General features: G+C 50.1%; 19 protein-coding genes and 1 other RNA gene. All 20 read right to left on the minus strand.

What is annotated here, in order from left to right:
- Nucleotide 1 precedes the first annotated feature (1 nt).
- Nucleotides 2-1,045 (minus strand): sensor histidine kinase, encoded by a 1,044-nt coding sequence (locus EDC14_RS10465; protein WP_132014243.1) that lies wholly within the window; start codon nucleotides 1,043-1,045, stop codon nucleotides 2-4.
- Between the two features lie 12 nt (nucleotides 1,046-1,057).
- The gene (locus EDC14_RS10470) at nucleotides 1,058-2,671 is read right to left on the minus strand and encodes a response regulator (protein ID WP_165907932.1); all 1,614 of its coding nucleotides are present in this window, start codon (nucleotides 2,669-2,671) and stop codon (nucleotides 1,058-1,060) included.
- Between the two features lie 1,036 nt (nucleotides 2,672-3,707).
- Nucleotides 3,708-4,057: a transfer-messenger RNA gene (gene ssrA / locus EDC14_RS10475) on the minus strand.
- 79 nt (nucleotides 4,058-4,136) lie between these two features.
- The gene (gene smpB / locus EDC14_RS10480) at nucleotides 4,137-4,607 is read right to left on the minus strand and encodes an SsrA-binding protein SmpB (RefSeq protein WP_243662886.1); all 471 of its coding nucleotides are present in this window, start codon (nucleotides 4,605-4,607) and stop codon (nucleotides 4,137-4,139) included.
- Nucleotides 4,608-4,753: 146 nt separating this feature from the next.
- Nucleotides 4,754-5,125, minus strand: a complete 372-nt coding sequence (locus tag EDC14_RS10485) for a sensory rhodopsin transducer (RefSeq protein WP_132014246.1) — start codon at nucleotides 5,123-5,125, stop codon at nucleotides 4,754-4,756.
- Nucleotides 5,126-5,137: 12 nt separating this feature from the next.
- Nucleotides 5,138-6,178 carry a glycoside hydrolase family 88/105 protein gene (locus EDC14_RS10490; RefSeq protein ID WP_243662887.1) on the minus strand — a complete coding sequence of 347 codons (1,041 nt, stop codon included), beginning with the start codon at nucleotides 6,176-6,178 and terminating at the stop codon, nucleotides 5,138-5,140.
- 36 nt (nucleotides 6,179-6,214) lie between these two features.
- Complete coding sequence (locus EDC14_RS10495; RefSeq protein WP_132014247.1) at nucleotides 6,215-7,057, minus strand: carbohydrate ABC transporter permease; 843 nt, start codon at nucleotides 7,055-7,057, stop codon at nucleotides 6,215-6,217.
- A gap of 2 nt (nucleotides 7,058-7,059) precedes the next feature.
- Nucleotides 7,060-7,980, minus strand: a complete 921-nt coding sequence (locus EDC14_RS10500; protein WP_132014323.1) for a carbohydrate ABC transporter permease — start codon at nucleotides 7,978-7,980, stop codon at nucleotides 7,060-7,062.
- A gap of 273 nt (nucleotides 7,981-8,253) precedes the next feature.
- On the minus strand, nucleotides 8,254-9,540 hold the full coding sequence (locus EDC14_RS10505; protein ID WP_243662888.1) for an ABC transporter substrate-binding protein: 1,287 nt from the start codon (nucleotides 9,538-9,540) through the stop codon (nucleotides 8,254-8,256).
- 230 nt (nucleotides 9,541-9,770) lie between these two features.
- Nucleotides 9,771-11,318 carry a response regulator transcription factor gene (locus EDC14_RS27550; protein ID WP_132014248.1) on the minus strand — a complete coding sequence of 516 codons (1,548 nt, stop codon included), beginning with the start codon at nucleotides 11,316-11,318 and terminating at the stop codon, nucleotides 9,771-9,773.
- On the minus strand, nucleotides 11,311-13,023 hold the full coding sequence (locus EDC14_RS10515) for a cache domain-containing sensor histidine kinase (protein ID WP_165907933.1): 1,713 nt from the start codon (nucleotides 13,021-13,023) through the stop codon (nucleotides 11,311-11,313). Before EDC14_RS10515 ends, EDC14_RS27550 begins: the two co-directional genes overlap by 8 nt.
- Nucleotides 13,024-13,364: 341 nt before the next feature.
- On the minus strand, nucleotides 13,365-14,567 hold the full coding sequence (locus EDC14_RS10520) for an acetate kinase (protein ID WP_165907934.1): 1,203 nt from the start codon (nucleotides 14,565-14,567) through the stop codon (nucleotides 13,365-13,367).
- A gap of 332 nt (nucleotides 14,568-14,899) precedes the next feature.
- Nucleotides 14,900-16,345 (minus strand): methyl-accepting chemotaxis protein, encoded by a 1,446-nt coding sequence (locus EDC14_RS10525; protein WP_132014250.1) that lies wholly within the window; start codon nucleotides 16,343-16,345, stop codon nucleotides 14,900-14,902.
- Nucleotides 16,346-16,424: 79 nt separating this feature from the next.
- Nucleotides 16,425-16,655 carry a preprotein translocase subunit SecG gene (gene secG, locus EDC14_RS10530; RefSeq protein WP_132014251.1) on the minus strand — a complete coding sequence of 77 codons (231 nt, stop codon included), beginning with the start codon at nucleotides 16,653-16,655 and terminating at the stop codon, nucleotides 16,425-16,427.
- A 219-nt stretch (nucleotides 16,656-16,874) separates the two neighbouring features.
- Nucleotides 16,875-18,182, minus strand: a complete 1,308-nt coding sequence (gene eno, locus EDC14_RS10535) for a phosphopyruvate hydratase (RefSeq protein ID WP_132014252.1) — start codon at nucleotides 18,180-18,182, stop codon at nucleotides 16,875-16,877.
- Nucleotides 18,183-18,301: 119 nt separating this feature from the next.
- On the minus strand, nucleotides 18,302-19,051 hold the full coding sequence (tpiA, locus tag EDC14_RS10540; protein ID WP_132014253.1) for a triose-phosphate isomerase: 750 nt from the start codon (nucleotides 19,049-19,051) through the stop codon (nucleotides 18,302-18,304).
- Nucleotides 19,052-19,124: 73 nt separating this feature from the next.
- Nucleotides 19,125-20,312 carry a phosphoglycerate kinase gene (locus EDC14_RS10545; protein ID WP_132014254.1) on the minus strand — a complete coding sequence of 396 codons (1,188 nt, stop codon included), beginning with the start codon at nucleotides 20,310-20,312 and terminating at the stop codon, nucleotides 19,125-19,127.
- A gap of 61 nt (nucleotides 20,313-20,373) precedes the next feature.
- The gene (gap, locus tag EDC14_RS10550; protein ID WP_132014255.1) at nucleotides 20,374-21,444 is read right to left on the minus strand and encodes a type I glyceraldehyde-3-phosphate dehydrogenase; all 1,071 of its coding nucleotides are present in this window, start codon (nucleotides 21,442-21,444) and stop codon (nucleotides 20,374-20,376) included.
- Nucleotides 21,445-21,498: 54 nt separating this feature from the next.
- Nucleotides 21,499-22,527, minus strand: a complete 1,029-nt coding sequence (locus EDC14_RS10555; RefSeq protein WP_132014256.1) for a sugar-binding transcriptional regulator — start codon at nucleotides 22,525-22,527, stop codon at nucleotides 21,499-21,501.
- A 138-nt stretch (nucleotides 22,528-22,665) separates the two neighbouring features.
- Nucleotides 22,666-23,604, minus strand: coding sequence for a DNA-binding protein WhiA (gene whiA / locus EDC14_RS10560; RefSeq protein WP_165907935.1), 939 nt, complete (start codon nucleotides 23,602-23,604; stop codon nucleotides 22,666-22,668).
- Nucleotides 23,605-23,611 lie beyond the last annotated feature (7 nt).

The raw sequence follows: 23,611 nt of genomic DNA on the forward strand, positions 1-23,611 counted from the left end.
TTTATCCCTTAAGGATTGCCTGCTCCTGTATGTTAGTCAACAGTGGAAGCGTAATTTCCACATCGGTTCCCACGCCTTGAGTGCTATAAATGCAGATCCCGTATTCCTCTCCGAACAACAGTTGGATCCTTCGATTCACATTGACGACGGCAATGCCGCCCTTTTGCTCCGAATCCGGCTTGATATAATCGAAGGATGAGTTATTTAATTTTTCATTCAGTTCCTGCAGGCGAAACTCGTCCATACCCACGCCGTCGTCGGATATGGTGATTAACAGCCGGGTTTGCGTCCTTTCCAGTTTTATACGCACAGTACCGGCACCCACCTTGCGCTCAATTCCGTGGATGATTGCGTTTTCCACGATCGGCTGCAAAGTCAGCTTGGGCAGCTTGTATCTTAAAATGGAGCTGCTGTCCTGGGGGTCGTCATACTCAATCACCAGTTTCAAGCGTGAACCGAAGCGGTATTGCTGGATGAAAAAATAATTTTCAATATTGGCAAGTTCATCTTCCAGTAAAACGAAATTATCCAGATTGGAAATGGTGTAGCGAAAGAACCTGGCCAAAGCCTCGGTCATTTCCGCCACATTATCCAGTCCCGCGCCGAGCGCTTCGCCGCGAATCCCTTCCAGGGTGTTATATAAAAAATGAGGGTTAATCTGGTTTTGCAATGCCAGAAACTGGGCCTGGCGCTTGCTCACCCGCAAAATCTCATTGGTATTGATAAAACCCTTCAGCTTTAAAAGCGCCTGTTCCATTTCGGGGGTAAACGAAAATCGCATATTATACAAACCTTCAACCGTATAGCCGGTGATAAAAAGATCCAGCATTTTTTTGGTTTCGGCATAAGGTTTAAGAATCGTATAGTACATGCCATAAAGTATCGCCGCGAAGGCTATGGTTCCGCCCAAGGCAACCCAAAGAAAAAAGGTGTCCTCGCCCGCTGCCATAAACAAAAAGACCAGCAACAGGATTACCGTTACACCCAGGACGGCGCTGGCTAGAAAAGAACGGTAAAACAAATAACGGCCGTATTTTCGTTCCAATCTCTGCTTCTCCTATGAATAAAGTTTCCGGAATTCTCCGGGTTTGATTCCGGCATATTTTTTAAAGGTTGCGATAAAATGCTTTTGGTCCAGATAGCCGACGCGGTTGCAAATTTCGGCGATGCTCAGGTTGGTTTCCCGCAGCAGCTCCTTGGCGTTGGCAATGCGCACCTCAGTGAGATATTCCAAAAAGTTTTTGCCGGTTTCCTTTTTGAAAAGCGCGCTGAAATAAGAGAGGTTAAACCCTAACATTTCGCTGATTTCTTCCAGCCCGATCGGATTCATGTAATTTTTTTGGATATACTCCTTGGCCATCCGGATCGGCCGGTTGTCGGCCTGCCGGTTCTCTTGCACAATGAAGTCGATCTGGGTTCTTACCAATAAATTGAGCGTTTCAAACAGCTGTTCCACATTCCCGCAAAGCGACAACCGGGTTTTAAACTCTTCATAGATTTCCGGAGGGATTTCCACATTGTATTGCGTGTTTTTAATGATGAGCATGAACATTTCGCCGGCCGCCACAACCAATTTATAAACCTGACTGCCCGCCGTTTTTTCGTTGATTGGCGCGGCATCCGCCAGAACGCCGACCGCCGCCTGCGCCGCCTGCAAATCCAGCAGCTCAACGGCTTGCGACATCATCCGCCTGAAATCTCCCAACAGAAAGTCCTGTTTTATGGGCGCATATCCGGCAACCGGCGCGTCATCGATCATTTTTCCGGTTCCGTCCACCAGCCTTTGGAACACGGCGTTCTGGGCCGAGCTAAAACATTGGGGGAGCTTGGCTACGTCCTCGGTTGGCTTGCCCACGCCGAGGGTGAAAAAAACCTTGTCGAACACCGTCTGCTGAACCAAAAGTTCCGCCATGACCGCCTTCAACTGGCGGCGCACGGACGGGGAATCTTCCAACGAATAATTAAGCAGCGTATAAACGATGCTGTCCCTGTAATACATCTCCATTTCGTAGCAGTTGTCGCGTAAAACGGAGTCCAAAATCTTACTTACTTTTTCCGATAACACTTTCATGCTGTCTGCGTTAAAATCCTCATACGGGCAATCGATTTTAATGGCCGTAAGTTGAAAAACTCCGGGGACAAACTGAAAACAATAGGTTTTATTCAGCTCCTCCAGCCTGTCAATGAGTTTGGTAGAACTGAATAAAAAATCCGCAAACAGCTGTTCCCGGTGTTTGCTGGTATCGTCCTGCAGGCGCAAACGCAGCTGTTCCTGCGCGGATAGCTGTTCCGCCCGCTCAAGACAGTGCAAACGAATCTTTTTCAGGGTATCGATCAATTCCTCTTTTTTGATGGGCTTTAACAGATAATCACTGACACCGTATTTAATGGCGCTTTGCGCATATTCGAAATGCCGGTATCCGCTGATAATGATGAACTCGAGACGGTCGTTGATCTCCTTGGCCTTCGCGATGAGCTCGATCCCGTCATAACCCGGCATCCGGATATCGGTGATCACCAGATCCAACTCCAGCGCTTTAATGCACTCCAGTGCCTCGATGCCGTTGTATACCGTTGCCACGACTTCCATATCAAAATCTTGCCAATTAACCAATTTGTAAATTAGCGTACAAACCTTTTCCTCATCATCCGCAATGAGCACTTTGATCATCATAATCTCCCTATCGTCGTCCGGTCCATTTCCAGTGGACTCATCGGAATTTTGAAAACGAAATTGAAGTGGAACGAAAAGCAATTCTCTCCAATGAAAACTCAGCTAAAGTCTTGTAAGCAATTATTTATATTATCTCACCATTCGTGATCCAGATCAATTCATGGTGTTTCGTCCGTTCCATCCCGGCCCCTAATATATTACTCGATCGCTTCTCATGTAAGGTATGAGCTTCCGTCCAACTAGGATATTCTTCATCCTTGTTAGGATGAAAGCCATCCTTGTAAGGGATGCTTCGATCCTTTCAAAGGATCCTTTGATCCTTGTAAGGTATGCCGCCATCCGTGTTAGGGATGGTCTTCATCCTTGTAAGGGATCCCATGATCCTTTCATAGGATCCTCTGATCCTTTCTTCCCCAAAGGTCATCCTTCCTTCCCGAAGCCTTCGGGAACCATTCCCAAGGTTCCGGGATAAAGGACCAAGGCTCGGGGATGCAGGACGAATCCTTCGGGAAAGAGGACCAATCCTTGGGGAAGCATCCACGAAGCTTCGGGAAGCTTTCCCAAAGATTCGGGAAGTTTCCCCAAGGGTTGGGGAAGTAGAACCGGCCTCGAGGCAACAGTACTGAGTCCCGGGGAAACTCCTTGCGTTCGAAAAAACAACCCTTAACATCGATCGTTAAGGGCGGAAAAACTCAGGGATGAATGATTTATAAGTCCGGGGGGTAACGTGAAGAATTGGAGCGTGTCCCGGGTCGAAAAAACCCTGTCTTGCATTTGGCAGGTACTTTCGTCCGCCTAATGGCAGTCATATTGGCCGTTAGGAACGGAAGCGGCAAATTGTCGGCAAGTGCTGCGAACAGCCAAACCGAAAGATTTCGCCCCACTGCCCACAAGACATCATTGTAAACATCCTTTTCTCACCTAGCCATAAATAAGAAAAAACGAGCGATTGAAGACTCGTTTTTGGTAATTATCGTAACACGGTCACCGCAAAGCTTCCTTTGAAGTACGGAGTGTCCGGACAATACTTGTTTGGTGGAGGCGGGGGGAGTTGAACCCCCGTCCGAAAAGGCAATCACAAAAGCTTCTCCGGGTGCAGACCGCATTTTAGATTTCGCCGCCGCTCCGTCTACGGACGAACTAAGCCTTGGCTATCTCGATGATCTTAGCCTCAGCCTCCGAGAATTGGCTGAAGAGCGTCCTGGTTTATTTGACGCCCGCCCCGACCTCCCAGGTTAAGCTCGGTTTGGACGGCTACTTAAATTAAGCAGCTAAAGCGTAATTGTTATTGGCACTTAATGTGCTTGCTGCAGTTTAACGAGGCCACAGCACCTCGACCCGCTACCTTTGCCACCGCGCTCCCCGTCGAAACCGGTCGCCCCCGTGGCATGCCGGAGATCAACCGATCTCCTTCGATACTTATATTATAGCATATTTTCGCAAATCATTCCGGGTTCCTTATTTAACGGCGTTGCCGATCCCGCAAGGCCCGGTCCACTTCGCGGGCGGCATCCTTCTTGGCGATATCGTCCCGCTTGTCGTGGAGTTTTTTGCCACGAGCCAAGGCCAGTTCCACCTTGACCCGGCCCTGTTCGTTGAAGTACATCTGCAATGGCACCAGGGTCAAGCCTTGCTCCCGGACTTTACTGAACAACCGGATAATCTCTTTCCGGTGCATCAATAACTTGCGCGGCCGGGTCGGTTCATGGTTAAAACGGTTCCCGAAATCGTAGGGGCTGATATGGCAGTTTTCCAGCATGATCTCGCCATTGGCGATCCGGGCGAAACTGTCTTGCAGATTTCCTTTGCCCAGCCGCAACGACTTGACCTCGGTTCCGGTCAAAGCGATCCCCGCCTCGTACGTCTCTTCGATAAAGTAGTTATGCCGGGCGCTCCGGTTCACCGCGATGTTTTTCCGTTCTTTCTCCGCCACATGAATCCCCTCACAGATGATTGCTCAATAATTATAACACGAAACAAATTATTGTCAACTCTCGCGGCAGCAAATTCCCAGGCCGGCATCGTCTATAGACCGGGGCGAATCCAGCCGGAAAGAAGACCCGCAATCACCTGGACGTCTTAGACCGGGTAAGCCATCGTCGTCATCAGAGCCATCTCCGCTTGGGTGGTATCCATCCGGCTGTATTGAACGATGACCGGCCGGTCGCTTTCGACCATCATCGCATACGCCACTCCTTGCGGGACTCCTTCCCCCGCGGCGTTTTTTAATTGATCCATCCGGATATGCCGGGTACGCTCCGCCGGACAAACCACGCTAAATCCGGCCATTTTGTCGCGATCCTCAAAGTAAAGCGTAATCGATATGCTGGCATCTTCGGCAGCCGGGTTTAAGACACAGATCGCCTCGTGACTGGGGAATTTCCCCGAACTGAAGCTGGGATAATAGCCATCCGGGATGTACCAAACTTTAGAACCAGTTGTTCCGTTCATCGGCTTCACTCCTTAACGGTTAGAATGTGGATTATACTGAAGCAAGGCGGCCAGGAACGCCAGGGTCAATCCCTGCCCCCAGCCTTGAATCCGCTTGCGCGGCACTTGCTTGTAGTCTTCCGGGTCCTTCATAACCGCGGTTCCGGCAGAAACATTTTTGACGGTGCCATCGGGCGCAATCTGACCCATGATCCCTTGTAACGCTTTTTGGATGTACTTCTGATGCAAGGGATGCCCGTAAATCGCCAGGCTGGCGGCGATGCCCGCCGAAGCCGAGGTCTCAAGATAGGAGGAATCGTCGGTTAAAATTGTATGCCACATGCCTTCGGGGGATTGCAACCTCACCAACGCGCTCAGCTGATCCCGGAGCGAACCGTCGATCCGCATGAACATCGGATACAGGTAATTGATGAGTTTCAAGGCCTCCGCCATGGTCAAGGCCGCCCAAGCGTTCGCCCTGGCCCAAAACACTCCGGACATGTGGTTCTGCTGCAGGTTGTTCCAACCATGGTAATAAAGGTTGGTGGTTTCGTCCTGCAAGAACTCCTCGTGCCAGTAATACTGATTCAAGCCGTCGGCGATATATTCCTCGTTTTGCAACTTGACTCCCATCCGTAGCAAAAAGTAAGCGGCCATAAACAGCGTATCGGCCCAGGCCTGCTCCGGAAAGTCATTGTTTTGGGAGACGGTGTGCTGAAATACGCCCTCCCCGAACCGCACCGCTTGATGGCGCAGGTACTCGGCCTTTTGCACGGCCAGATCCAGATACATCGAGTCGCCGGTGGCCTCATGCAGCGTGATCAAGGTGTGCCCCATGGAGACCGCATTGACCGTCAGTGGCGGCAAGCCGATCGTCAGGTATTCATCCACCCATTGTACCAGGAAATCCAGATACTCCTGGTTCCCTGTGACCTCCCAGGCCTTGCAGATGCCGTAAAAAGCGACCCCGCACGGCCAATCCCAAGTAAAATCGATCTGCATCGTCCGTTTGACGATGCGATCCAGCACCTGTTTCAACTCCTGCTCATCATATTGTATAATTGGACCGTTCAATTGACAACCCTCATCTTTCGTTCAAAGTTTGAGCAATCAACCCTTCAAGCCGGTCGTGCTGATCCCTTCCACCAGATAGCGCTGGAAGCTGATGAAAATAATGAAGATCGGCACCAGCGACAGTGTCCCCATGGCGAACATGCCGCCCCAGTCCGTCGCGGTGGCCGGATCGGCAAACATCCGCAACGCCAGCGATACAGTATACAGCCTGGGCTTATTCAAGTAAAGCAACGGCCCGAGAAAATCATCCCACCGCCAATAGAACTGAAAGATCGTCGTCGTAATGATCGCCGGAGAGATCAGCGGGAAGATGATCTTGGAAAAGATCCGGAAACGACCGCAGCCATCGATCTTCGCCGATTCATCCAATTCGACCGGCAACCCGCGAATAAACTGGATCATTAAAAAGACGAAAAACGGTTGACCGCAGAACATCGGCACGATGAGCGGCAAAAAGGAGTTTACCCAGCCCAGCTTGAAAAAGAGAATAAACTGGGGGATCATCACTACCTGATAAGGCAGCATCATTGTCAGCAACATGCAGACGAACCAGAAGTTTTTGGCGAAAAACTTAATTCGGGCAAACCCGTAGGCTACCACTGCCGATGAAAAGACGGTTCCGATCGTGGCCAGGATCACATAGTAAAATGAATTCCGGAAAAAGAAGCCGAACGGCACTCCGCCAACCCCCTGCCAGCCCCGGACATAAGCATCCAGCTTGAAATGGCGGGGTATCAATGAGGCCGTGCCGAAGATCTCGGTATTCTCCTTGAATGAACTGAACACCATCCATAAAACCGGATAAACCATCAATACTCCGAATAGGATGATAAACACATGATAAATTCCAAGGTTCAGCCAACGTTGGGTTCTTCTCATGATTAATCCTCCTTCGTCTCGTAGTAAACCCATAATGACGAAGATTTGAAGATGAGCGCCGTAAATACCGCCAAAATGAGCACTAACACCCAGGCCATGGCACAACCGTAACCCATGTCGTAGAATTCGAACGCTTTACGATACAAATACAGCGCGTACACCAGCGTACTGTTCATCGGGTCTCCGGAGCCGCCCGAGATGACAAAGGCTTGCGTAAAGACGGTAAAACCATTGATTAACTGCATGACCAGGTTGAAAAAGATGACCGGAGTCAGATGCGGAATGGTAATCTTGAAAAACTTCTGAAAAGCGTTGGCGCCGTCGATCTCCGCCGCTTCATATAAACTCCCCGGGATCTGTTTCAAGCCCGCCAGGAAGATCAGCATGGAGGAGCCGAATTGCCAGGCCGCTAAGATAATCAAGGTCCAGATGGCGGTCTTCGGATTCCCGATCCACGAGGTATCCGACTTGATGCCGATGAGCGCCAACGCTGAATTGACGGCGCCATCCGCCATGAACAGGCGGCGCCACATCACCGAAACCGCGATGCTGCCCCCGATGATGGACGGCAGGTAATAGATGGTCCGATAGCAACCGACCAGCTTCGATTTGCGGTTAAACAACATCGCCACGAAAAGTGCGAAGACCAGCCGTAACGGCACCGATACAAAAGCATAATGCAGGGTGACCGTCAGGGATTTCCAAAAGTTTTCATCGCTGAACATCGCAATGAAGTTCCTCAGACCGTCAAAAACGGGCGGCGACAACAAATCATATCTGGAGAATGAAAAATAGATCGAAGCCAGGACCGGAATCAAAGTAAAAGCCAGAAAACCCAGGACGAACGGGCCGATAAAAAGATAACCGGTCACGTTATCCGAAGCCAGGAGCGCCCGGAATCGGTTGTTTTGGAGAAAACCCAGCGGATTAAAAATGCGTTTCGGTGCGTTCAAGGTAGGCAAACCTCCTTCGATATGCCGCAATCATCCATCGGTGATATTGAAATATATTGCGCCATATTATCATTCAGACATTGGGTTGTAAAAAGAATGGAATCGGTAACTCCCAATCATGCGGGGGACCCCCGGTTTTCCCGGGGCACAAACTGTTTTGATTAATGATAAGCCAGCTATTCGTGGTGTAATTTCGAAAAGTAATCTGAATAGCTGGCTTATGCAACTTACCGGGTGGATGTTTTATTTAGCGTTCTTATTTTTCGCTAAAATTTCATTCCCCTGTTTCAGGAACTTTTTGGCCGCATCTTTGGGGGAGATGGTGCCATACAGGACTTCCTGGTCGATGTTGCGGAAAGCCTTGAGCACCTCGCCGGCTCCCGGAGGATCGGGCGGGTCGATCGGGCTCACATGACCTTTGCCGACCATGCTGATGTATTCAAAGACCTGTTTGTTCACGGGATCGACCATGTCTTGAAGAACCTCGCGCACTTTGGGAACGACCGGGATGCCCCGTTCGGCTAGTAACACTTTGTTGGCCTCAATGTCGTTCATAAAGTAGTTGATGAATTTGATCGCTTCTTCTTTGTTCGCGGACGAACGGGTCACCGAGAAGAACATGGACGGCTTGAAGAAGGTCCCGGGCCGTTTGGAATTGGCGATCTTGGGGCACAGGGCCAAGGCGACCGGACGGTTGGCCGCGGCCTGGAACGCCACCACTTGGTTGCTCCAGACGAATTCCAACCAGGATTGGCCTTTGGCGAACGGCGATTCTTGCGGAGTCGTGGTTACGAAGGCCGTCTCCGGCTTGATCAGGACTCCGGATTTCAGGAGCCGTAATTGGGATTCATAGAACTGGATCAGCACCTTGGTGTCGTTAAAGCCGAGTTTGGTGACGTCGGCGCCGAAGAACGGCTTACCGGTCTGGCGAAGCATGTTTTGGAACAAGACTCTGGGCTCCACCGTCGAATAGGGCATGGTCTGCACGCCGGTCTTCTTATAAATCTCGGTGGCTAAGGCTTCAAAGTCGGCCCAGGTCCAATCGGGGCTGGGCGGAGCCACGCCGGCTTTCTTGAGGACCGCCGGGTCGTAAACGATGCACCAGGCGTTGGTACCGAGGTTGATGCCATAGTATTTTCTCTTGACCTTGCCGCCGGAGAGGTAGTTCTCGGAGACCCCGGTCAAATCAATCTTCTTCGATTTGATGGCGGGCGTCAGATCCAACAGCAGATTCTTCTGCGCATATTGCGTGATATAGGCGTAATCTTGCTGGATCACGTCCGGGAGATTGTTGGCTGCGGCTTGCGTGGCCAATTTGTCCCAGTAACCGGCCCAGCCTGTCGTTTCGGTCTCGATGGTGACGTTGGGGTTCTTGGCCATATACATTTCAATGACTTTCTGGGTACGGGCATCGCGGGTCGGATTGCCCCACCAGGCGACCCGCAAGGTAACCTTCGGGGCCGCCAAGGCGCTTACAGTAAGCGACAGGGCGATTACCAACACGAACAGCACCAGTAAAACTTTTCTCAAACTCCGACACTCCCTTTCTTTTTTCTAAAACTACTTCTATTAAGATGTTACAATTTTGTGTCCGAATTGTTAATCCATAAAACCGTCTTTTTTGTTTAAAATCCTGTCATAAACTCAACAGTCCGGTCCCGTCCTCCATGGGTGTCCTTCCGTTGTTACACGTCTTTCCCCCTTATCCACAGAGCATTCACCCCTGGTGGCCGAGTCCATACCCAGTCAGAGAGCGACTCTCAGTTGGCTTTTTTGTACTCCGAGGGCGCCATCCCCGTGTATTTCTTAAACAGCTGACTGAAATATTGCGGGTTATTTCCCAGCCCGACGCTTTGGGCGATTTCATAAATCCGGTCGGCGCTCGCCTGGCCGATCAATTCTTTCGCCCGCTCCATGCGCTGTTTCATCAGAAAATTGGAGAATTTTTCGCCGGTCTCCTTCACAAACAGTTTGCTCAGATAATCCTCGTTCATAAAGACCACTTCCGCGGCGAGCTGCTTCAACGAAAGATTCTCATCGCCGAGGTGCTCCTGGACGTATTGGAGCAAAGTTTGAATGAGCCGGCTATGTTTGGAGAGAATGCGGGAATGAAAATCTTTGGTCCGTTCCCAACCGGTAATTTGAATGAAGGACTCGATCCCTTCCACGGTCTCGATCCGCTGCAGTTCCACCACCTTATCGAGCTGGTCTTTCAATTCTTCGGTCCGGCATTGGCGAATCAACACCGTCAATAATTGCGTGGCATAGGTTTTGACCACTTCCACCGGAAATTTATGCTGCCGCAATTGTTTGAAAAAATCGGCGATCGTCCGGTGAACGGTTTCGAGATTGCCGCTCTTCACCGCCACGGCGACCGAATCAAAGTCAAAGAAGAGTTCGGGAGGGCCTTTGGCGGCGCCGCTCAATTCAATGTCCCGTTTGGTGATGATGCTGCCGACCCCGACATAGATCGAATGTTTCAAACACTCCCGCATCTCATTGTATAACAGCGGGGCGGCTTCGAAGGTTCGCTCTTCGCTGTAGGCTACGGTAACCTCCAGGTTATGATAGTATTTGAAAGTATTTTTAACGCGGTTGATCGCGGAGGCCAATGCGGTTTCCTGCTCGATTTGCACCAATGATAAAACCTGGTTTTTAATCACCGTGTTCAAAAAGCTGGTTTCTGCAAAACAATCCTCAATGATCTGGACCAGGCCGAAAAGTTCCTCAAAACCGGCTTCCGCCTCAGGTTCGTACAATACCAGCCGCACAGAGAGGTCTTCCAGCCCGAACAAATGGCGGTAATAGGGGTATTCATCCTTAACATAATTGCGGTTGGCGATAAAATCCCGCAGAAACTGCTCCTTCACCAGCGGCAATACTTTCTCCAGATTTTCGCGGTTTTTTCGAATGAACTCTTCTTTCTGCTCGTTGCTTTGGAGTTCCTCTTTGAGTTCCAGCAACACCTGAATAATCTGATTTTCATTACAGGGTTTGAGCAGGTAATGCCGGACTCCATAATGCATCGCCGTCTTGGCTGATTCAAACTCCCCATAACCGGACAGTACTACGAAGGCGATTCCCGGGTAGGTCTGTTTTACCCTGGCGATGAGTTCCAACCCGTCGAGCACGGGCATCCGCAGATCCGTAATGACAATATGGGGCGGTTCCACCTGAATCATCTCCAGGGCTTCCACTCCGTTTGGAGCAGCCCCGATGAGCGTAAAGCCATATTGTTCCCAATCGATGACCGCGGCGATTCCGTCCCGGATAATCGCCTCATCATCGACGATCAAAACTTTATACATCCGTTGCACCCTCCGCCTTTGGAATTCGGACGGAAACCGTGGTCCCCTGTTCCAGCCGACTGACGACCGTTAGGCCGAATCGTTCGCCGAAAATCGTTTTGATCCGATCATCGATATTATTCAGACCGATTCCCAACCCTTGCGGTTTGACCACTCCCGTCTTGAGCTTTTCTAGAATATCCTCGTCAATGCCCGGCCCGTCGTCCGCAATCAAAATCTCCAGACAATCTTCATGCTCCAGGGTCTGGACAGCGATTCTGCACACTCCCAGCATTTTTTCGAGCCCGTAATGAATGGCGTTCTCGACAAGGGGCTGCAATGTCAGTTTGGGAATCCGAAGCTCGCGCCAGCCCGGGTTGATCTGCGGCTGATAATCGAGGCGCTCGCCAAAGCGGATCTTCTGGATTGTGATATAATCATCGAGCAATTGTAATTCTTCGCCCAGCGAGATGACTGCTTCCTTACTGCTGATCGCGCTGCGGAACAAATGGCCCAGGGATTCGACCATTCGGGATATTTCTTTTTGCTGATTCACTTTGGCCAGCCAATTGATGGATTCGAGCGTATTATAGAGAAAATGGGGATTGATCTGCGCCTGGAGCGCCCGGAACTGGGCTTCCTTGATCACGATTTGTTTGGTGTAATCCTCTTTGATCAACGCGTCGATGCGGCGGATCATGATTGCGAAGTCCCGCTGCAGATCACCGATTTCATCGGCGCGCGCCGCCTCTTCCGGGCTAAAGCTTTCGAGCGCGAAATCGCCTTTTTCGACCTTTTTCATTTTCTGGGTGAGACTTTCGATGGGTCGGGTCAAATTGCGCGCCAGCCTCAAACTGATGAAGATGGTGCATAGAAAGAGAATGCCGAAAATGAGCAGGATAATGGTGCGCATCAGGATGATCTGTTTGAAAACCGTTTCATAGGGCAAGATGTTGAAATAAGTCCAACCGGTAAAGTCCGACCGCGTATGGGACTCAAAAAAACGCCGTCCATTGACCTTTTGCAGACTGTAGGCGGTATTTTTGGCGAAAACAAAATTCTTGCCGAGCAGTTCCGGCAGACGGTTGGAGTGATAAATCTCCTTCTTCCCGTCCAAAATCAATAGAATGACCTCTTTATTGTTCTCACCGGTCGTACTCTGACTCACCAACTCGGCAATCTTGATGCGGATGATCAGCGTCCCCAGAGGTTCCAAACTCAGATTATGAATCCGGCGGATTTGGCGGCAACCGATCAGAAAGGCGCCCGTGGGATCGGGAACGAACGAGAAAACCCCCTCTTTCCCGGCAGCCAGAGGTACCAATTTACGGACCATTGCTTCGTCAATGGGCGGACCTCCGGAATATTGGGTGCCCTGGGAGTCAATGAGATTCACCGACGCCACATTTCTTTCGAAAACATACTCCCATAAGATATCCGTCAAGTCCCAGTCGATCTCCGCCATTTTGGTACTGCTGAGCCTAGATTTCAGGTTCACCAGATAATTTTGGATATCCCGGTTGGATACGAGCGTGTAGGATAGTTTTTCGATCCGCTTCAATTCGTTCTCAATATTGATCGTCGATAGATTCAGCACTTTGGCGGATTCGTCATACAGCAGCCCATCATAAATATGCAATGCCGCCTGCAGCGCAACCAGGCTGACGGAGCAGACAATAAAGACAATCAGACAATGGACCACAAAGAACTTGTGCTTGATCTTCAAGTCTCTGTATGAGAGCCTCAGGTTATCCCATATTCGGGAAACAAACATCACTATCACTTGGGGAGCCTCGCTTACCTTCATTCAATTGCAATCACCCGGCGAATGGGTCCGATCATTACGGAAATGGATCATTTCCGTAACCAATTCATGTCGATTATGAATGACTTCGACGACGTTTTTTTTCTTCCTTTCGAATCCGGCGATTATTCATTGGAAAGTCGGCATTTTCATTCCGGAAGCAGCGCACGGGAGTCGTTTATCCTCGAACGCCGATAAAAAAAGACTACCAAAATGGTAGTCTTTGGAGAATCTCCGTTGAAAAGTGTTATCGATGGCTTTGATTATAAATTGACAAGCTCGTAAGAGTCTTGAGCAATCAAGAGTTCCTCGTTGGTGGGGACCAGCATCACCGTGACCTTGGAACGCGCTTTGCTCAGAATAGCTTCTTTGCCGCGCAGCCCTTCGTTCTTTTTGAAATCAAAATCGACTCCCAGATGGGCCAGCCGCTCACAGATATCGGCCCGAACCTGGCAATCATTTTCACCGATTCCCGCCGTAAAGACCAACACATCCAAACCGCCCAATTCGGCAAAATAGGAACCGACGTATTTTACAACCCGCTGAATAAAGATATTATAAGCGTCTTGGGCGCGCTCATTCCCTTCCTCACGGGCCTTTTGAATATCACGCATGTCACTGAAGCCGGTCATTCCCAAAAAACCGCTCTTCTTATTCATCAAGGTGTCAAGCTCATTAGGGTTCAACTTCAAGGCATTCTGCAAGAACGGTACGATTGCCGGATCCATGTCGCCACAGCGCGTTCCCATGACGAAACCTTCCAACGGCGTAAATCCCATCGACGTATCAAAGCATTTGCCGTCTTTAATGGCTGCAGCGCTACTGCCGTTCCCCATATGCAGCGTAATCATTTTCAATTTGGAGAGATTCTTGCCGAGAATTTGTGCGGCCCGGTTGGAAACATAACGGTGCGATGTGCCATGGAAGCCGTAACGACGGACTTTATATTTTTCATAATATTCATACGGCAGCGCGTACAAGAAAGAACTGCGCGGCATGGTTTGATGGAAGGCGGTATCAAAGACTGCAACTTGGGGGGTATTGGGCATAAGTTCACGACAAGCTTTAATTCCCATGATGTTGGCCGGCATATGCAACGGTCCCAGCTCGCGAAGGCTTTCGATCTCGGCCAGCTCTTTGTCGCCGACAACAACCGCGCTGGAGAAGATTTCACCGCCATGCAGCACCCGATGGCCGACCGCTTTAATTTCATCCAAGGATCGGACGACACCTTGATCCGCCGCGGTCAGGAAATCTAGCACCGCTTTCAAGGCTTCACTATGGTCCGAAACTCTCTGTTCAATCCGGATCTTTTCGCCATCTGGCCTCTGATGATTGATGACTGCGTTGCCGTTGGTGCTACCGATCCGTTCCACCAGTCCGGCGGCGAGTACTTCCTCGGTCTGCATCTGATAAAGCTTGTACTTCAAAGACGAACTGCCACTGTTTAAAACTAAAATAAGCAAAATGATGTTCCCCCTCAACTAGCATATATGTTGTTGGTTGTCAAATGTATGACATACTTTCTATCAACTGCCAGCTTAGACATTAATATTATAGGCATGCGTTTTCAAGTTTGCAATGCAATTTACGAATTGGTTATGTTACAAAATGATTGCATTATTTCAAATAAGCCCTTCTGTTTTCCCACAGAACCATATCCCCACTTCAATCGAGTCGGGTAAACTTTCAATAAGTCATTCGATTTCTGGTACGGATACTCCGTTCGACAATGAAGGGTTGGAAAATATTGTAATCAGGAAAATAGTTAAGCCGGATCAGGGATCCGGCTTTTGGGTTATTCGCTCTTTTTTACGGTGGTATTCACTTTAAAGACTTCACATTGATGACAGGTACTGCGCTTATCCTTCACTGAACCATTGGGTATGCCGCCACAAATGGTATCGGGAATAAGCCAACATTTTTCCTCGCGGCTCTGATAGGCCGGACAATTAATGTAATTGCAATCCAATACCCGCCAGCACCGTTGAAAATCGGATTTTACTTTGAAGCGGCCGACCAACGCGGTCAGACGCTCAGCCATATCTACCAGGTTGGTGGAGGATTCGGCCAATTTACTCATATTGCTCTTTTGTTCCTCGGTGGCCGCCGCGACCTGTTTGGCGCCATTCACATTCTGTTTCGCAATCGAGGCGACAGTCTGCATACTGGTGGTCATCTCTTCGCTGCTGGCCGCCTGCTCCTCCGAAGCTGCCGCAATCTCATGAATAGTTCCCACGGTCTGGTTGACCGACTGGGTAATATCGCTGAAAGCGTCCTTCGCCGAGATGGCCAACGTCGTGACATCATCCACCATCCGCGTGCCGATCTCCATCGCTTCCACCGCCGCTTTGGTCTCGGTTTGGATCTCATTGATCAATGCCACGATCTGAATGGCGGAATTGGTCGACTGCTCGGCCAAAGCCCGAACCTCATCTGCAACCACCGAGAAACCACGGCCGTGTTCGCCGGCCCGGGCCGCCTCGATGGCGGCGTTTAACGCCAACAAATTCGTTTGGCGAGAGATTCCCCGCATTACATCGACGATTTTGCCAATCTCGACGGAGCGCATTCCGAGGCGGCGAACCACTTCGGCGGAATTATCGACTGTCTCTTGAAGTTGCAGGATCATCGCGTGAATTTGGCCGATGGACTCTTCCCCTTTTTGGGCGCGTTCAGCGGCTTGCGAGGAATATGTGGAGGCTTTTTGGGCTTCCGAGGCAATTCCTTGGGCGGTCTCAGCCATTTGCTGAGTAGCCAAAACCGAGAGATGAGTGCTTTCGAACTGCTCCTGAGTGGCTTTGGACATCTGGTCCATGGTGTTGGTGATCTGCTCGGTAGCGACACTCACTTCCTGGACCATGCCGGACATCTCATTGGCAGCCAGCGCCAATTGTTCCGAAGCATCTAAGTTTTCCCGCAAGATCCCCCGTAGGTTACTCAGCATTTGATCCACTGATTCGCCAAGGATCTGAAACTCATTATTGACATTGACCGCGGGCAAATTGGAGAGATCGTTTTGAGCGATACGTTTGGAGATAAGTATGAAGGGCTTGATCTGCCCCAGGACTAAGCGGTTAATTAAGAAATTACCCAATATAAAGTAAGCAACCAGTAATCCGACGATTACCGCTACTTTTAAAATGACATTCTCATCAGGCAAAAAATTGACCATTCCCGTCAGGAGAAAGATCCCTAAAAAACTTAACAACAGTCGCCATTTTAAGCTGAATAAGAATCTCAATTGGAAAACCTCCTCTTTTTAACCGTTTATTTACAATTAATTATCGGAAGGTTTGGTAAAAAAAATAGGGCTTTCCGCCCTACATTTTTTTGGCTAAAAGTTCCACAATGATTAACAATAAGCCAAAACTGATTGCCAACCACATTGTAGCCTTATCTAATAATTTCTCCAGCCCTTTGTTTTTTGAAAAAAACATCTGTCCGCCGGAACCGATTGAACCCAATCCCTCGCCCTTGCTAGGCTGTAATATAATAATTGCAGTCAAGGCAATGGATACAATCATTAACAATATTTGCAAAAATAATCTCAACCGTTACACCTCCAACCCATTCACTCGATAATTTTAGCACAATAGGCAGAGATCTACAAGTCTCTTTTTACAGTTTTGAAAAGGTGTCCTGCTTGCGCTCATCGGTATTTCTGAGCCCTAAATGGTTTCAAAAATGAATCTGAAAACCCCACAGAGTGTTTTCAGATTCATTTATTTTTACCAAAAGCGCGCACTCCCGAATATCTTTGGGGCAGAGCATTAACGGTAGATATTATAAAAAGCTTTTTTGCCGGGGAAGCTCGCTTCTTCGGCCAAAAGGTCCTCGATCCGCAACAATTGGTTGTACTTGGCGACGCGGTCGGTGCGGGAAGGAGCGCCCGTTTTGATCTGTCCGGCGTTGGTCGCCACTGCGATATCGGCGATGGTCGCATCCTCGGTCTCGCCGGAACGATGGGAAACGATGGCGGTGTAGCCGGCCCGCTTGGCCATTTCAATGGCATCGAGAGTCTCCGTCAAGGTTCCGATCTGGTTGACTTTGATCAGGATGGCGTTGGAGACACCCAGCTTAATTCCTTTGCTCAACCGTTCGGTGTTGGTAACGAAAAGATCATCGCCGACCAACTGAACTTTGCTCCCCAAACGTTCGGTGAGCATCTTCCAACCGTCCCAGTCCTCCTCGGCCATGCCGTCTTCGATAGAGATGATCGGATAGTTATTCGCCAGTTCGGCCCAGAAATCAGCCATTTCGGCGGAAGTTTTCAGAATATTGGATTTCCAGAAGAAATACTTGCCTTCCTCGCCCTTTTTCTTGGCTTCGTCCCAGAGTTCCGTGGAAGCGGGGTCCATAGCAATCATGATATCGTCGCCCGGTTTGAAACCTGCTTGTTCGATCGCAGCCATGATAACGTCCAGGGCTTCCTGATTGCTCTTTAGATTCGGCGCATAGCCGCCCTCGTCGCCGACCGCGGTGCTATATCCTTTATCTTTTAAAACTTTTTTCAAAGAATGGAAAATCTCAGCGCCCCAGCGCAAGCATTCGGAGAAGCTCGGCGCTCCGACCGGCATGACCATGAATTCTTGCAAATCCACACTGTTGTCAGCATGTTTCCCGCCATTGAGGATATTCATCATCGGAACCGGCAGTTCTTTGGCGTTCACGCCGCCGAGGTAACGGTAAAGCGGCAGGTTCAAGCTGGAAGCGGCGGCTTTGGCAACCGCCAAAGAGACACCCAAGATAGCGTTGGCGCCCAGCTTAGCCTTGTTGGGAGTTCCGTCCAATTCGATCATGACCTTGTCGATGGTTACCTGATCCAAGGCATCCAGTCCGATCACTTCCGAAGCGATCTCTTCATTCACGTTCTCAACGGCTTTTTGAACACCCCGTCCCAAGTAACGGCCTTTGTCACCATCCCGCAGTTCAACGGCTTCAAAGGCGCCGGTGGAAGCACCGGACGGAACTGCGGCCCGGCCGACACTGCCGTCAGCCAGTTCCACTTCAACCTCAACCGTGGGATTGCCGCGGGAGTCAAGAATTTCGCGAGCATAAATGTCAACAATTGACGTCATTTGAAAACCTCCTAATTTTTTAGACTCAGGATCCGGATTCAAACAATTATATTGTGGCGCAAGATGGGATATCCGAACAAAGTTTTTTCAACGAATTTCCCTCCGCGCAACAACGAATCTTAATAATTGACAATTCGGAAGAACGATTCCACTTCCAGGCTGGCTCCGCCGACTAAAGCGCCGTCGATCTCCGGTTGCTCCATGTATTCCTTGACATTTTCAGGTTTCACGCTGCCGCCATACTGAATTCGCACTTGCTCGGCCAGATCATGGCCATACATCCCGGCAATGGTTTTCCGGATCAAGCCGATGACTTCATTGGCATCTTTCGCTGTGGAAGAGCGGCCTGTTCCAATCGCCCAAATCGGTTCATAGGCAATGACCACTTTCGGGAGTTCGCTTGGGGCAATCTCCGCCAATGCTTTCTCGGTCTGACCTTTAATTAAAGCGCTGGTTTCTCCGGCCTCGCGTTGGGCCAACGACTCGCCGACGCAGATGATCGGCTTGATCCCGTGAGCTAGAGCGGCTTTGGCTTTCTGATTCACCGTCTGATCAGTCTCGCCGAAATGCTCGCGGCGCTCCGAATGGCCGATAATGACGTAATCGCAACCGACATCCTTCAACATGAGCGGCGAGACTTCGCCGGTGAAAGCACCTTGTTCTTTCCAGTATAAATCCTGGGCACCCAAACCATGTCCCGTTCCTTGAAGCAATTCCTTAACAGTGCTTAATGCGGTGAACGGCGGGCAAAAGACTACTTCAACCCCGTCGAGCCCCGCTAGTTTTGTTACTAACCCCTTTACGAGCTCTTTTGCTTCGGGGATGGTCTTATACATCTTCCAATTCCCAGCAATAATCGGTTTGCGCATGATGGCCTCCCTAATCGTAACGCAACCCGGACCGCCAAATGACAGCCCGGGCAACGGGTTTTTAATTCTTGGATTATTTATCCGATAATGCAGCCACGCCCGGCAAGACAATTCCTTCGAGGAATTCCAAGGAAGCGCCGCCACCGGTCGAAACGTGGGACATTTTTTCGGCGAAGCCCATCTGTTCGACAGCCGCAGCCGAATCACCGCCACCGACGATGGTTGTTCCCTTGCAACGGGTCAAGGCTTCCGCAATAGCCCGGGTTCCGACCGCAAATTGCGGCAGTTCGAACACACCCATGGGGCCGTTCCAAACCACAGTTCCGGCGCCGGTGATCGCCTCGGAGAACTGCTTGATAGTTTCCGGCCCGATATCCACGCCTTCAAGGTCAGCCGGAATTTGAGTAGCGGTCACGGTCTTGGAGAAGGTCGGCTGCTTGAAACTATCGGTCACTACCGTATCAACCGGCAGCAATAATTGAACCCCTTTTTCCTTGGCCTTGGCAAGCATTTCTTTGGCAAATTCGATCCGTTCGGCGTCGAGCAACGATTTTCCGATCTCATAGCCCTGGGCTTTCAAAAATGTATACGCCATTCCACCGCCGATGATCAGCGTATCGACCTTTTCGAGCAGATTCTTGATGACGCCGAGTTTATCGGCGACTTTCGCCCCACCCAGGATAGCCACGAATGGCCGCTCCGGATTGCTCAGGGCTTTGCCCATAATATCGATCTCTTTCTGCATTAAGTAACCGGCTACTGCGGGTTGGAGGAATTTGGCCACTCCCGCGGTGGACGCATGAGCGCGGTGCGCGGTGCCAAAGGCATCGTTCACGTAGATATCGGCCAACTCGGCCAACTTTTTGGCGAATGCTTCGTCGTTGGCTTCTTCTTCCTTATAAAACCGGACATTCTCCAATAACACCACGCCGCCGGGGTCTATCGCGGAAATGGCGTTCTTCGGTTCTTCGCCGATGCAGTCATTGACTTTGACTACAGGTTTTTCCAACAACTCGGAAAGGCGTTTACCCATGACATCCATCCGGTATTTATTGTCGGGCCCTCCTTTGGGACGGCCGAAATGAGATGCCAGAACGACTTTCGCCCCCCGGTCGGACAGGGATTTAATGGTGGGAATCGCCGCCTTGATCCGACGGTCGTCGGTGATATTCCCCTGGTCGTCTACTGGGACATTAAAATCCACCCGTACGAATACGCGTTTGCCCTTTACATCAATGTCGTCAATGGATAATTTGTTCATTTGTCTTCCTCCTCTCAATGAATAGGGGCGATGGCTATCGCCCCTATAAAATTGGGAACCATTATTTCTGGTCTTGCTTTACCATATAAGTCAGCAGATCGATAACACGGTTGGAATAACCCCATTCGTTATCGTACCAGGAAACGACTTTGAAGAAGCGTTTCTCACCCTTCAGATTGTTCTGCAGGGTCGCCAAAGAGTCATAGATCGACGAGCGGTTGTCATGTACAAAGTCGGTGGAGACCACTTCTTCATTGGCGTAGCCGAGAACACCCTGGAGATAGGTTTCCGAGGCTTTCTTCATTAAGGAATCGATCTCCTCGATGGAGGTGTCCCGAGTCGCCCGGAAGGTCAGATCCACCACCGAAACATCAGGGGTCGGTACCCGGAAAGACATCCCGGTGAGCTTGCCTTTGGTAGCCGGCAGAACTTCACCGACAGCTTTCGCCGCGCCAGTGGTCGACGGGATGATGTTGATGGCCGCTGCCCGGCCGCCGCGCCAATCCTTCTTCGAAGGACCGTCCACGGTCTTTTGAGTGGCGGTATAGGAATGGATGGTGGTCATTAAACCGGTCTCAATGCCAATTCCTTCTTTTAAAAGAACATGAACCAACGGAGCCAGGCAGTTGGTGGTGCAAGAAGCATTGGAAACGATATCGTGGGTGGCGGAATCATACTCGCCTTCATTGACACCCATTACGATAGTCTTAACTTGGCCTTTACCAGGAGCGGAAATAATTACTTTTTTGGCGCCGGCGGCCAGATGGCCTTTGGCCTTCTCGGAATCAGTAAACAGACCCGTGGATTCGATAACGTAATCGACGCCGAGCTCTTTCCAAGGCAATTGACTGGGATCTTTAGTCGCCATTACGCATTTGATCTTGTGACCGTCAACGATCAGCACATCATCGGCTTCCACTTCAGGAGCGCTCTTCTCGGTGGCCAGTTGTCCGGTGAATTTGCCATGCACGGAATCATATTTTAATTGGTACGCAAAGTACTTCGCATCCGTGCTGATATCGACAACTGCCACAATGTCGACGTCCTTGCCCAGTAATCCCTTGTCATGCAGAGCGCTGAAAACCAGCCGACCAATTCTGCCAAAACCGTTAATACCAACTTTTACAGCCATTTCAATTCCTCCATTTTTAATATGTTTCGGTGGCGGATAACCACCGTTTAAAACCTAACGATAGAATAAATCCATCATGGCACGGGCCGCACCCTCATCAATGACCAATACATCGCGGGGAGCGTTGGTCAGTACCGCTTGGACGGCCGCAGCCTTGCTTGCGCCGCCTACCACCGCGATGACTTCCCCGATTTGCTCAAGTTCATTTAATTGCAGCCCGACGCTGGATGTCGAATGGATAACACTCCCGTCAATCGCAAAATAATATCCGAAAGCTTCCCCCACCGCACCTCGTTCAGTGAGCTCCGTAATCTGGCATTCCGGCATTCCCCGCCGTCTGGCCATTTCCTCAGCGGTCCCGATGCCATGCATCACGATATTGGCTTGGCGGACCATATCCAAGATCTCCTTGATTTTCGGTTCCTCCGCAATGGTCTGCATTGCCTTTTGACCAAGGTCATCCGGCACATGCAACAGACGGTAAGAAGCGCCCAGCCCTTTCGCAATATTGGCGGCAACAGCATTCGCCTGGATCTCAACTTCCTCGCCCAACCCACCCCGGGCCGGAATGACCGTGATGTTCCGCTTAACTGTCGGCAATTTCAAAGCAGCGGCCACTTCAGCCAGGGTTGTACCCCCGGTAACCGCCAGAATTGAACCTTCTTCCAGCCGCTTGTTTAGATAGCCTGCAGTTACTCGGGCCAGATCCTTCTTTACGGTTTCATCCCGGTCGGAATCGCCCGGTACGACCATTACTTTTTCGATGCCGAAACGTTCGGCAATTTTTTGCTCTAACAAGTTTATACCTTGCAGTTCCCGGATATACACTTCGATCTCCCACAAAAGCATTTCGCCCTGAGAGGTAACCTGCATGCCTCCGCTGGTGAGGCCTACCAACTCTTGTTGTTTTAAGAGATCGACTTCGTTGCGGATCCGCCGTTCTTGCATATGTAATTGGTCTGCAAGAGCCCTGCGCCCAATCGGTTGTAAAAAGTGAATCGAACGCAGTACTTGATATCTGGAGAGCAATAGCGGAACGAACTCCGGAATTATCTTCTGTTGCAACGATAGAAGTTTATCCATTTTAAACGCCTCTATGCTCGTCGCTACGGGCGGGATGAATTTTGTCCCAATTAGTATAATTGTGTCCCACGTTGGACAAAAAAATTAATGACCAAACCTGATATCTTATTCCTCAGATTTCTATTTCTCTTTCACGAATTAAATTCCTGCTTCTTCTGTGAAATTTTTAACATATTGTCGTATTAGCCGCAAACGGTGATTCACTGCGGATTTGCTGATGGGTGGACGATGATATTCGCCCAGTTCTTTTAAAGTGGCTTCGGGATATTCCAGTCGAAGTTCGGCGGTCCGACGCAGACTCGACGGCAGGATCCCTAGGCCTACCCGGGTTATTAACTGGTTGATAGCCTCAACTTGCTCCCAAGCTGCTGAGAGAGTTTTTTCAAGGTTCGCAGTCTCGCAATTCACCCGCCGGTTTACTTCACCCCGTAACCCCTTGATAACTCGTACTTCCTCCAGCTTGATCACTGCGGAATGAGCCTGAATCAAAGAGAGAAATCGCGCGTTGGCTTCGCTTTCCTTCAGGTAAACAACAAAATAGGCTTTCCTCCGGCTTACCTTAGCCTTTAAATGAACCAGGCTCATTAGATAGACCAACCCGTTCGCAAACTCTTCATTGTGAGTGAACAGCTCAAGATGATAATTCTTTTTTTGCGGATCGCTGATGGAGCCCCCGGCCAAAAATGCTCCGCGTAAAAAGGAAGCCCGGCAGCATTGGTCCTTCACCAGATGCGGCGCAATCCCGCTCTCCAGATATCGCTCCCGGGTCATCATGCCAAGCTCGTCGAGCAATTCAATCACGCCATTTTGAGAAGGAATGATAATCTTATACCGATGTAAACGGCCCAATTTTTCATTCTGTTCGACTTGGATTTCGGATTCCAATTTGGAGCATGACTTAATCAATTTAACGATTCGCCGGGCGATCCCCGCTGATTCGGTGGTAATGGATAAAGACAGGCGTTCTCTCCCCGTCAAATGAATACTCCCCGCCATATGGATAATGGCCGAAAGCTCCGCTTTATCACACTGTCCGCATCGTGAGACCGCATTTCGGATCGCTTCTTCCTTTACCAATTGCGAA

It is taken from the genome of Hydrogenispora ethanolica, from assembly GCF_004340685.1.
GTDB classification, from domain to species: domain Bacteria; phylum Bacillota; class UBA4882; order UBA8346; family UBA8346; genus Hydrogenispora; species Hydrogenispora ethanolica.